Genomic DNA, 11,814 nt, shown 5'->3' with positions numbered 1-11,814 from the left:
CGGCCTACTCCGCGGGCGACGCTTCGCTGCCGCGTGCCGCGGGCGCCGACGGGCCGGCACCGGGCGACCCGTCGCAGGCTCCGGACGCGTAGGCGTTGATGATCGCGCCGAGCAGGCCCGGAAAGCGCGCCTCGACCTCGGCGTAGCGCGACTCGTTGCGCATCTCCACTCCGTGGCGTGCACTGCGGATCAAGCCGGCTTCGCGCAACACCTTGAAGTGCGTCGACAGCGACGATTTCGGGATCACCCGGTCTCCGAGGGCGGAGACGGCCGAGCACGCCTCGACGCAGCCCGCGCGCATGATCCGTGCGAAGATCGCCGCGCGGTTCGGATCGGACAGGGCGTGGAGGATCGCGTCCGGGCGCACGTCCTCCATCGCGGGATGGAACAAAGATCTCATGATTTCGGCATATGGGGGCTTGATCCGCGCGACATTAGTTCCGAAATCCCGAACTATGGGAATACGGCGGCCATCCCGGTGCCGGCCCATGCCGAGGGTTAGCATACATGTCCAAGCTCGCAGGCAAAGTCGCCGTCGTGACCGGCGCATCGAAGGGCATCGGTGCCGGCATCGCCAAGGCGCTGGCAGAGGACGGCGCGGCGGTCGTCGTGAACTACGCATCGAGCAAAACCGGCGCGGAGGCGGTCGTCGCCGCGATCACCGCGGCCGGCGGCCGGGCGATCGCGGTCCAGGGCGACGTCTCCCAGGCCGCCCAGGCGCAAGCGGTGATCGAGGCGGCGGTGACGGCATTCGGCCGGCTCGACGTGCTGGTCAACAATTCCGGCGTCTACGACTTCGCGGCGATCGAGGAGATCACCGAGGCGCATTACCGCAAGCTGTTCGACGTCAACGTGCTCGGCGTGCTGCTGGCGACCCAGGCAGCCGCCAGGCACCTCGGCGAGGGCGGCAGCATCGTCAACATCTCGTCGGCGATCACCCACGTGCATACGCCGACGGCGGCGGTCTATGCCGGGACGAAGGGCGCCCTCAACGCGATCTCGGGGGTGCTCGCCAACGAGCTGGCGCCGCGCCGGATCCGGGTCAACACGGTCAGCCCGGGCTACGTGGTGACCGAGGGCACCCATTCGGCCGGCATCGCCGGATCCGAGATGGAAGCCGGCTTCGTCGCGCAGACCCCGCTCGGCCGCGCCGGCGCGCCGGACGACATCGCCCGGGTGGTCGCCTTCCTCGCCTCCGACGACGCGCGCTGGCTCACCGGCGAGGTGATCACCGCGAGCGGCGGCATCCGCTGACGAACGGCCCCGCATAAAGACGAAGCCGCGCCCGGTCCGGGCCCCGCTTCGCCGCGAGCGGTCACGCCACGCGGAGCAGCACGTGGCGCTTCTTGCCGAACGAGAGCTTGATCACGCCGGTCTTGGCGAAGTCGGCGGTGCGCAGCACGGCGCGCTCGTCGGTGAGGACCACGTCGTCGATGCGCAGGCCCCCGCTCTTGATCTGGCGGCGGGCCTCGCTCGTGGACGGCACCAGCTTGGCGTATTCCGGCCCGAAGGCGCTGAGCACGCCGAGGCCGGCATCGACGAGGTCGCGCGAGACGGTGACGCTCGGCAGGTCCTCGGCCAGCGTCCCCTCGACGAAGGTCTTCCGCGCGGTCTCGGCGGCGGCGTCCGCCGCCTCGCGGCCGTGCATCAGCGCCGTCGCCTCGGTGGCGAGCCGCACCTTGGCCTCGTTGATCCCGGCCCCGCCCTTCGCGGCGAGGTCGGCGATCTCGGGCAGCGGGAGGAAGGTGAACAGCTTGAGGAAGCGCGCGACGTCGGCATCCTCGGTGTTCCGCCAGAACTGCCAGTAATCGTACGGCTTCAGCATCCCGGCATCGAGCCAGACCGCGCCGGCGGCGGTCTTGCCCATCTTGGCGCCCGACGCGGTGGTCAGCAGCGGGCAGGTCAGCCCGAGCAGGCCCGGGACGCCCATGCGGCGGCCGAGATCGGTGCCGTTGACGATGTTGCCCCACTGGTCCGACCCGCCCATCTGCATGGTGCAGCCGTGGCGGCGGTTCAGCTCGACGAAGTCGTAGGACTGGAGGATCATGTAGTTGAATTCCAGGAACGAGAGTTCCTGGTCGCGCTCCAGCCGCATCCGCACGCTGTCCATCGACATCATGCGGTTGACCGAGAAATGGCGACCGACATCGCGCAGCATCTCGATGTAGTTCAGCTTGGTCAGCCATTCGGCGTTGTCGACCATGATCGCGCCGGTCGCCGAGCCGTCGAAGGCGAGGAACCGGGCGAAGGTCTTCTGGATGCCGGCCTTGTTGGCCTCGATCTGCTCCAGGCTGAGGATCTTTCGCGATTCGTCGCGCCCCGAGGGGTCGCCGACGCGGGTGGTGCCGCCGCCCATCAGCGCGATCGGCCGGCCGCCGGTCTTCTGCAGCCAGTGCAGCATCATGATCGACAAGAGGTGGCCGATATGGAGCGAGGCCGCGGTGCAGTCGTAGCCGACGTAAGCCGTGAGCCGCCCCTCGGCCGCGGCCGCGTCCAGCGCGGCGAAGTCCGAGCACTGGTGGACGTAGCCGCGCTCGCTCAGGACTTTCAGGAACTCGGATTTCGGCGCGAAGGGCTCGGCGGCGGTCATGGGAGGCTCGGACTTCTCGGTTCGAAGCGGGCGGCTCCGGCACGGGACCGGACCGGTCCTGCGCGCTGGCGCGTCCGCTCGCAAAAGGGCATGAGGCGGCTGAGTGTCACTCGCAAAACCTCCGTCGCGTCGTCGTCGCCATCTCGGGCGCCCGCAGGGATCGGAGGTTTTGCGAGGATCACCCATAGCAGGACGACCGGCGAAAGGCACGGGGGCAGGTCATGACCATGATGCGCGCGATCGGCCTGATGAGCGGCACGTCGCTCGACGGCGTGGACGTCGCCCTGATCGAGACCGACGGCGAGGCCGTCCACGTGGTCAAGGGACACAACAACTACCTCGAGCCCCTGGGGCCGACCGGCTACCGCGGCTATTCCGAGGACGAGAAGGTCCTGCTGCGCGCCGCCACCAAGGACGCCGAGGGCGTCGTCGCCCCCGGCGACCGGCCCGGCCGGCTGCCCGAGGCGGAGGCCTTCGTCACCGAGGCGCATGCCCAGGCGGTCGAGCAGTTTCTCGCCGAGAACGGGCTCTCGCCCGCCGACATCGACGTGATCGGCTTCCACGGCCAGACGGTGATCCACCGCCCGGACCAGCGCATCACGATCCAGATCGGCGAGGGGCAGGCGCTCGCCGACCGTTTGCGCATTCCGGTCGTCTCCGACCTGCGCCGCGCCGACATCGAGGCGGGCGGCCAGGGGGCGCCCCTGGTGCCGGTCTTTCACCAGGCGCTGGCCGCGGCCTCGGGGTTCGAGGGCGCCTACGGCATCCTCAACATCGGCGGCGTCGCCAACGCGACCCTGGTCGACGCGAAGGGCGGCGTGATCGCCTTCGACACGGGGCCCGGCAACTCGCTGATCGACGAGTGGATGCAGGAGCGCGAGGGCAAGAATCTCGACGACGGCGGCCGCACCGCCGCGCGCGGGCGAGCCGACGAGCCGCTGCTGGCGTGGCTGCTGACGCACCCGTTCTTCTTCCGGCGGCCGCCGAAATCGCTCGACCGCAACTGGTTCTCGCACAAGCTCGCGGGCCAGCTCTCGACCGAGGACGGCGCGGCGACGCTCACCGCCTTCACGGCCCGCGCGGTCGCCCGGGCGCTCGACCATGCCCCGGAGATCCCGGCCCGCTGGATCGTCGCCGGCGGCGGCGCCCGCAACGGCGAGCTGGTGCGGCTCTTGAACTATCACCTGCGCGCCGAGATCACGACGGCCGACGCCATCGGCTGGTCCTCGGCCTTCCTCGAGGCGCAGGCCTTCGCGCACTTGGCCGTGCGCTCGCTCAAGGGTCTGCCGATCACGTTTCCGTCGACCACCGGCGTGCGCGAGCCGATGACCGGCGGCGTCCTGGCGCGACCGCGGGATACCTGAGCGCCGAGCGCGGTTCACCCTGGAGCGATTCTCGAAGAGCTTCAAAGCGAGCCCCATGACCGACCGCGCGACCCCGATCCGCTACCACGACAACGTCGAAACCCCGGCCCCCGACGAGAACCACGTCATCGACGAGATCATCGCCTCGATGACCCGCGAGAGCGAGACCACCGCCGCACGCTACAAGCACGCCGTGCGCGCCTCGCACGCCAAGATCAGCGGCATCGTCGTCGGCGAGCTCCAGGTGCTGCCGAACCTGCCCGCGGAGCTGGCCCAGGGCCTGTTCGCGACGGCGGGCACGCATCCGGCGATCGTGCGGTTCGCGCAGGGGCCGGGCGAGCTCCTGAAGGACAGCGTCTCGACCCACCGCGGCATGGCGATCAAGGTGCTCGGCGTCGCCGGCGAGAAGCTCGCCGGTCACGCGGCCGACACCCAGGACTTCGTGCTCGCCACCGGGCCGGTCTTCCCGAACCCGGACGCGAAGGGCTTCCTCGGCAGCATGAAGCAGCTCGAAGCCGGCACCAAGGCGCCGGAGGCGGTGAAGGTTGCGGTCTCGGCGACGGCGCGGGCGGCCGATTCGGTCGTGAAGGCGGTGACCGGCAAGAGCGCGCCGCTGCTCGATTTCTTCGGACACCAGCCGCTGCATCCCCTGGCCGAGCCGTACTACTCGCAGGCGGCGCTGCGCTACGGCGACCACATCGCCAAGATCGCCGCGTTCCCGGCCGCGCCCGCGCAGGAGGCCCTGGCGAAGGAGGAGCTTCACCCCGGCGACGACCCGGACACCTTCCGCCACGCGGTCGCGGCCTTCTTCCGCGGTCAGGAGGTGGTGTTCGAGATCCGCGTGCAGCTCTGCCTCGACCTGAACGACATGCCGATCGAGGACGCCTCGAAGGAATGGTCGGAGGAGGCCAGCCCCTACCGCACCGTCGCCCGCCTCGTGCTGCCGGCGCAGGACGCGACGAGCGAGACCCGCCGCGCCTACGCCGACGACGTGCTCTCCTTCCGTCCCGCCCACAGCCTCGCGGCGCACCGTCCGCTGGGCTCGCTGATGCGGGCGCGGCTGAAGACCTACCAGGCGCTCTCGAGCTTCCGCCATGCCCGCAACGGCGTGCCGGAAACCGAGCCGCGCGCCATCGAGGAGGTGCCGGCCTGATCGCCCGCATGGGCGCCGCCAGTCGGCGTCGCGCCGAACGCTCTCCCTTCCCCTTCGGGGGAGGGAGGCGGCCACCCGACGCAGACGCAACGCGGCCCCGATTTGTGCCTCCGCCGCCCGCGCGCTAGAGCACGCGCACGATGTCCCACAACACGTTCGGCCACCTGTTCCGCGTCACCACCTTCGGCGAGAGCCACGGGGTCGCCCTCGGCTGCGTCGTCGACGGGTGCCCGCCCGGGCTGGCGCTGGAGGCCGAGGAGATCCAGGCCGAGCTCGACCGGCGCAAGCCCGGACAGTCGCGCTTCACCACCCAGCGGCGCGAGCCGGATCAGGTGAAGATCCTGTCGGGCGTGTTCGCCGACGACCGCACCGGGGGCCGCCAGCTCACCACCGGCACGCCGATCGCGCTGATGATCGAGAACACCGATCAGCGCTCGAAGGACTATTCCGAGATCCGCGACAGCTACCGCCCGGGCCATGCCGACTACGCCTACGACGCCAAGTACGGCATCCGCGACTATCGCGGGGGCGGGCGCTCGTCGGCGCGCGAGACCGCGGCGCGGGTCGCGGCCGGCGCCATCGCGCGCAAGGTGATCCCCGGCGTCACGATCCGCGCGGCTTTGGTGCAGATGGGTCCGCACGCGATCGACCGGTCGCGCTGGGATTGGGAGGCGGTCGGCGCCAACCCGTTCTTCTGCCCCGACGCGGCGACCGCGAAATTCTACGAGGACTACCTCGACGGCATCCGCAAGGACGGCTCGTCGATCGGCGCGGTGATCGAGGTGGTGGCCGAGGGCGTGGCACCCGGCCTCGGCGCGCCGATCTACGGCAAGCTCGACGCGGAGCTGGCCGCCGCGATGATGTCCATCAACGCGGTCAAGGGCGTCGAGATCGGCGACGGCTTCGCCTCGGCGGCGCTCCGCGGCGAGGACAACGCCGACGAGATGCGCGCGAGCAACGACGGGCGCCCGACGTTCCTGGCCAACCATGCCGGCGGCGTGCTCGGCGGCATCTCGACCGGCCAGCCGATCGTGGTGCGGTTTGTCGTGAAGCCGACCTCGTCGATCCTCACGCCCCGGCGCACGGTCACGGGCGACAACCGCGACGTCGACCTGATCACCAAGGGCCGCCACGATCCCTGCGTCGGCATCCGGGCCGTCCCCGTCGCCGAGGCGATGATGGCGTGCGTGCTCGCCGACCACCATCTCCGCCATCGGGGGCAGGTCGGCACCTGACTTCGGCGCCTCACGTCGGCGCCCGACGCCCGACCGTCCCCGGACGCAAAGCCCATTCGAGTACCGAACCGTGCCCCACACCTCCGTCACTTCCGCCATCGAAGCCTTCGCCCGCGGCGAGATCGTCGTCGTCACCGACGACGACGATCGCGAGAACGAGGGCGACCTCGTCGTCGCCGCGATCCATTGCACGCCGGAGAAGATGGCGTTCATCGTCCGCAACACCTGCGGCATCGTCTGCGCGCCGGTGACGGTCGCGGAGGCGCGCCGCCTCAACCTCGCGCCGATGGTCGCCTCGAACGACGCGCCGCTCGGCACCGCCTTCACCGTCACGGTGGACGTGAAGCACGGGCTGACCACCGGCATCTCGGCCGAGCAGCGCTGCAACACCGTGCGGGCGCTCGCCAACGGCAACATGGGCGCCGACGACTTCGTCCGCCCCGGGCACGTCTTCCCGCTGATCGCGCGGGACGGCGGCGTGCTGATGCGCTCAGGCCATACGGAAGCCGCGGTCGACCTGTGCAAGCTCGCCGGCCTGCCGCCCGTCGGCGTGATCTGCGAGCTCGCCAACGACGACGGCACGGTGATGAAGGGGCCGCAGATCGCGGCCTTCGCCGAGACGCACAGCCTCGCCCGCGTCTCGGTGGCCGACCTGATCGCCTACCGCCAGGCGCGCGACAAGCTGGTCGAGCGCGTCGGCCACTTCCCGGTCGAGACCGAGTTCGGCCCGATGACGGGCTACGCCTACACCACGCCGTTCGAGGCGATCCAGCAATTCGCCTTCGTCCACGGCGACATCGGCGACGGCCGCAACGTGCTGGTCCGGCTCCATCGCTCGGACGTCGTCGCCGACGTGATCGAGGGCGGTCGCCAGATCGAGACGGTGATGCGCCGGTTCGCGCGGGAGGGCCGCGGCATCCTCGTGTACCTGCGCGACGGCACCGCCGGGGTTCCGCTGAACCGCGTCGCGGACGAGGGCACCGAGGCGCAGCGCGTGCGCCAGTGGCGCGAGGTGGGCCTGGGCGCGCAGATCCTGCGCGACCTCGGCGTGGTCTCGATCCGCAACCTCTCGACCTCGGCCCGGGCCTATGTCGGCCTGTCGGGCTTCGGGATCGAGATGCTCGGCGACGAGCCGCTGGAGGGATAGTCCGCGACGAACCGGCCGTAGCGCAGCGCCAAGGCCGGCAGGATCGCGAGGTTCAGCACCGTCGAGGTGACGAGCCCGCCCAGGATCACGATCGCCATCGGCCCCTCGATCTCGCGCCCCGGCTCGCCGGCGCCGAGCGCCAGCGGCAGCAGGCCGAGGCTGGTGACGAGGGAGGTCATCAGGATCGGCACCAGCCGGTCGCCGGCGCCCTCCGCGGCGGTGGCGGCGTCCCAGCTGCGCTCCTCGCGGGCGACCATGTGCTCGTAATGGGCGATCAGCATGATCGCGTTGCGCAAGCTGATCCCGAACAGGGTGACGAAGCCGACGATCGAGCCGAGCGAGACCACCGCGCCGGTCGCCGCCACGGCGAGCACGCCGCCGACGAAGGCGAAGGGCAGGTTGACCAGCACCAGGACGAGGTTGCGCACCGACCCGGTGACCACCGCGAGCAGCAGCACGATGCCGAGGCCGGCGAGCGCGGAATAGGTCAGCAGGTCGGCGCGCGCCCGCGCCTGCGTCTCCGCGGCGCCCTCGAAGGCGACGTAGACGCCGGGCGGAAGGGTCACCTCCTTGGCGACCTTGCGCTTGGCCGCCTCGACGAAGGAGGCCACGTCGCGCCCCGTCACGTTGGCGGTCACCGTCTGAACCCGCTGCGCGCCCGCGTGCTGGACCTGGTAGCGCCCGGCCGTCTCGTAGACGTCGGCGACCTGGGCCAGCCGGATGTAGCTGCCGCTCGTGGTCCGCAGCGGCAGGTCGCCGAGGCGGGTGAGGTGCGCGCGGGTCGCCCGGTCGAGGACGACGATCACGTTGAAGACGGCGTTGCCCTCGTAGGCCTGGCCGACCACGTCGCCCTGGTAGGCGGTACGGACGATCTCCAGCACCTCGATCGCGTCGAGGCCCCAGTGGCGCAAGTCGTTCCGGCGTAAGGACACGGTGATCTGCGGCAGGCCGGCGGGGGATTGCTGCTGCACGTCGGCGGCGCCCCGCACCTCGGCGAGCTCGCGGGCGACGTCGCGGGCCGCCGCCTCGATCCGGTCGAGGTCGGCGCCGAACACGTTGATCACCACCGGCGCGGTGTAGCCCGAGACCGTCTCCTCGATGCGCTCGGTGAGGAAGGTCTTGAGCGAGAACGCGGCGCCGGGCGTGCCCGCCATCAGCGCGCGGATGCCGGCCTCGCTCCGCCCCTGCGCCGCGCCGTCGAGGCCGGGCTCGAGGTCGATGTGGATCTCGCTGTAATGCGTGCCGGCCGTGTCCTGGCCGGCCTCGGCCCGCCCGACCTGCTGCGCCACGGCGCGGACGCCGGGCACCGCCTTGAGCCCGGCGGTCATGCGCGCGCCGAGCCGCAGCGATTCCTGCAGCGAGGTGCCCGGCGCCGCCGCCATGTGCAGGATCAGGTGGCCCTCCTTGAGGTCCGGCAGGAAGGTGCCGCCGAAGAAGGGCAGGGCGGCCGCGCCGGCGAGGGTGAGGAGGACGGCCGCCGTCGCCGCCCAGCCGAAGCGCCGCTCGACGGCCCCAAGCATCCGCGCGTAGGCGGCGCGCGCGATCCGCATCACCGGGGGATCGCGCGCGGGCAGGTCCTTGCGCGCGACCAGCGCCATCGCGAGCGCCGGGGTGACCGTGAGCGCCACCGCGAGCGAGGCCACCACCGCCAGGATGTAGGCGAGCGCCAGCGGGCCGAACAGGCGCCCGGCGACGCCGGTGAGCGCCAGCACCGGCAGGAACACCAGCAGCACGGCGAATGTGGCGTAGGCCACCGCGCCCCGCACCTCGAGGATCGCGTCGCGCACCACCCGCGCGACCGGAAGCGGCACGGCGAGGCGGCGGTTCTCGCGCAGGCGCCGCACCGCGTTCTCGATGCCGATCACCGCGTCGTCCACCACCTCGCCGATGGCGATGGCCAGCCCCCCGAGGGTCATCGTGTTGAGGCTCTCGCCCATCGCCCCGAGCACCAGCACGGCGGCGAGCAGCGAGAGCGGGATCGCCACCGCGCTGATGACGGCCGTGCGCCAGTCGAACAGGAACACGAACAGCACCACGACGACCAGGATGCCGCCGAGCGCCAGCGCCTGCAGCACGTTGCCGTTGGCCTGGGCGATGAAGTTCGCCGGGCGGAAGAGGTCGCCGCGCAGCACGATGCCGTCGCGCGCCAGCCCGGGCCGAAGCTCGTCGAGGGCCGCCTCGACCCGGCGCGTCGCCTCCAGGGTGTTGGCGCCGATCTGCGCACCGACCATCAGGAGGATGCCGGGCCGGCCGTCGACGAGCGCCGCGCCGATCGGCGGCTCGGGGGCGGCGACCACGGTGGCGACGTCGCCGAGCACCACGCTCGCGCCGCCCTCGTTGACGAGCACCGTGCGGGCGATCTCCTCCGGCGTCAGCGACTGGCCTTCCGTCTGGAGGGCGATGCGCTGGTTGGGGGTGTCGACGAAGCCGGCGCCGCGCACCCCGGTGGCCTTGCGCGCGGCCACGAGCACGTCGTTCAGGCCGAGGCGGAAGCGGATCAGGTCGTGCGGCCGCACCTCGACCTGGAAGGCGCGCACCGCCCCGCCGTAGACCGAGACCTGGGCGATGCCGGGCACCGCGAGCAGCCGCAGGCGCACCCGCCAGTCGGCGATCGTGCGCAGGTCGAGGGCGGAGCGGCTCTCCGAGGTCAGCCCGACCAGGAGCACGGTGCTGGTCGAGGAGGTCAGCGCGGTCATCGCCGGCGGCAGCACGCCCTGCGGCAGACGCCCGGCGAGGCTCGCCAGCCGCTCGGTCACGAGCTGGCGCACCCGGTAGATGCTGCTGCCGGCGGTGAAGGTGGCGGTGATGACCGACAGGCCCTGGATCGAGCTCGACCGCAGGGTGGCGAGGCCGGGAAGCCCGTTGACGGCGACCTCGACGGTCTGGGTCACCAGGATCTCGACCTGCTCCGGGTTGAGCCCCGGCGCCTCGGTCTGGATCACCACCGAGGGCGGCGCGAACTCGGGGAAGACGTCGTACTTCGCCTGGCCGAGGCTGGCGGTGCCGTAGACCAGCAACGCCAGCGCCAAGGCCACGACGATGCCGGGGAAGCGGATCGCGAAGGCGACCAGGGCGGCCTGCGGGCCGACGGGATCGGGCGCGGCGGGGCTTTGATCGGACGACATCGGCTCAGTCGTCGTCCGCGCCGCCGGCGGCCTGCACCTGGGCCTTCATCTCCTCCGACAGCAGGGCCTGCGCGCCCCGCATCACGATCTCGGTCTCGCCGGCGAGATCCGCGACGACGAAGCCGTCGCCCGAGAGCGCGGGGTCGGCGCCGAGCGCGTGGCGGGCGAACCCGGTCTCGCCGACCGCGCGGTAGAACCAGGCCCCGCCCTGCCAGTGCACCACCGCCTCCTCGGGCACGAGCACGCCGGTGGCGGCCCGCGACGAGGTGATGAAGGCCAGCGTGCTCATGCCGGGGAGGAGGCCGCTGTCGCCGGAGACCGTGTAGAACGAGCTGAGGCCCTGGATGCGCTGGTCGGTGCGGGTCGCGGCCGAGACGAAGCGCAGCGCCACGCGCTCGCTCTGCGGCGGCACCTCCGCGAAGGCCGCGCCGGGCCGGCCCTTCAGCGTCTCCCCGGGCGGCAGCGTCACCTGCACCAGGAAGTCGGCGCGCTCGATCAGCCGGGTCACGAGGACCGAGCGCTCGACGATGCCGCGGCCGATCACCGGCCCCCATTCCTGCTGCGCGGTGGCGCTGAGCGTCCGCACCTGCGACTGCGCGGCGGCGAGCGCCGCCTGGTCGGTCTGGAACGTGCCCTCGGTGGTCTCGATCTGAACCTGCGTCGCGTAGGGCCCGAGGGATTTGGCGCGCTGGAACGCGGCCCGCGAGACCTCGACCCGCGCCTGCGCGGTCTGCAGCTGCGCCGTCGCGGCGGCGTAGGAATTCGTGAGCTCCGTCACCCGCGCGAGGTCGAGGACGCTGCCGTAGGCCTGGATCTCGATCGGGTGCGATTCGGGCTGCCGCCGTGCGGTCTCGAGGCCGATCCGGGCGCGTTCCTCGGGCGTGAGCGCCACGACGACGCGTCCGCCCTCGACCGCGGTGCGCTGGGGGGCAGCGAATGGCGTGGGCTTGGCGGGGGCGGGGGCGGGCCTGGCCGCATCGCGCGCCACGAAAAGGTTCGTCAGCCGTGAAGCGACCTGCCGAACGTCGTCGCCGGCGAAAGCCGCGACGAGCGCCACACCGGCCAGCCCGATCGCCGTCGCCCAAACCAGCCCGTAGCCACGCCTCTGCCGCACCCGATCCACCCCATCGACGAGCGGCCGCCATGCCGGCCGACGCCGGGCGTGGCATTACCACATAATCCCGGTTCCGATTGCCGAAT

The 11,814-nt window shown here is 71.9% G+C and carries 9 protein-coding genes; 5 read left to right on the top strand and 4 right to left on the bottom strand.

What is annotated here, in order from left to right; all coding sequences use genetic code 11:
- Nucleotides 1-4 precede the first annotated feature (4 nt).
- The gene (locus tag MKK60_RS21675; RefSeq protein ID WP_147842453.1) at nt 5-400 is read right to left on the bottom strand and encodes a helix-turn-helix transcriptional regulator; all 396 of its coding nucleotides are present in this window, start codon (nt 398-400) and stop codon (nt 5-7) included.
- A 107-nt stretch (nt 401-507) separates the two neighbouring features.
- Between MKK60_RS21675 and MKK60_RS21670 the strand changes: the two genes are divergently transcribed.
- A complete protein-coding gene (locus MKK60_RS21670; RefSeq protein ID WP_147842454.1) occupies nt 508-1,254 on the top strand; it encodes a glucose 1-dehydrogenase in 747 nt (248 codons plus the stop codon).
- 61 nt (nt 1,255-1,315) lie between these two features.
- Here the strand turns inward: MKK60_RS21670 and tyrS are convergent, their stop codons facing one another.
- On the bottom strand, nt 1,316-2,590 hold the full coding sequence (tyrS, locus tag MKK60_RS21665) for a tyrosine--tRNA ligase (RefSeq protein ID WP_243988533.1): 1,275 nt from the start codon (nt 2,588-2,590) through the stop codon (nt 1,316-1,318).
- A 221-nt stretch (nt 2,591-2,811) separates the two neighbouring features.
- Here tyrS and MKK60_RS21660 point away from each other — a divergent pair, with 221 nt between their 5' ends.
- From MKK60_RS21660 to ribB, 4 genes are all read left to right on the top strand, one after another.
- Nucleotides 2,812-3,954: an anhydro-N-acetylmuramic acid kinase gene (locus MKK60_RS21660; RefSeq protein ID WP_243988532.1), complete on the top strand. Its 1,143-nt coding sequence runs from the start codon at nt 2,812-2,814 to the stop codon at nt 3,952-3,954.
- A 55-nt stretch (nt 3,955-4,009) separates the two neighbouring features.
- Entirely contained in the window at nt 4,010-5,107 is a 1,098-nt protein-coding gene (locus MKK60_RS21655) for a catalase family protein (RefSeq protein WP_243988531.1), read from the top strand.
- A 140-nt stretch (nt 5,108-5,247) separates the two neighbouring features.
- Nucleotides 5,248-6,342, top strand: a complete 1,095-nt coding sequence (gene aroC / locus MKK60_RS21650; protein ID WP_243988530.1) for a chorismate synthase — start codon at nt 5,248-5,250, stop codon at nt 6,340-6,342.
- A gap of 70 nt (nt 6,343-6,412) precedes the next feature.
- Entirely contained in the window at nt 6,413-7,489 is a 1,077-nt protein-coding gene (gene ribB / locus MKK60_RS21645; RefSeq protein WP_147842458.1) for a 3,4-dihydroxy-2-butanone-4-phosphate synthase, read from the top strand.
- Here ribB and MKK60_RS21640 read toward each other — a convergent pair.
- Nucleotides 7,429-10,614 carry an efflux RND transporter permease subunit gene (locus MKK60_RS21640; RefSeq protein ID WP_243988529.1) on the bottom strand — a complete coding sequence of 1,062 codons (3,186 nt, stop codon included), beginning with the start codon at nt 10,612-10,614 and terminating at the stop codon, nt 7,429-7,431. The two genes, ribB and MKK60_RS21640, sit on opposite strands and share 61 nt — an antisense overlap.
- 4 nt (nt 10,615-10,618) lie before the next feature.
- Nucleotides 10,619-11,728: an efflux RND transporter periplasmic adaptor subunit gene (locus MKK60_RS21635; RefSeq protein WP_409567438.1), complete on the bottom strand. Its 1,110-nt coding sequence runs from the start codon at nt 11,726-11,728 to the stop codon at nt 10,619-10,621.
- Nucleotides 11,729-11,814 lie beyond the last annotated feature (86 nt).

This window comes from Methylobacterium sp. J-092 (assembly GCF_022829325.1).
Classification (GTDB): domain Bacteria; phylum Pseudomonadota; class Alphaproteobacteria; order Rhizobiales; family Beijerinckiaceae; genus Methylobacterium.
Note: the sequence above shows the minus strand (reverse complement) of the source record. Positions and strands in the feature narration are given on the sequence as shown.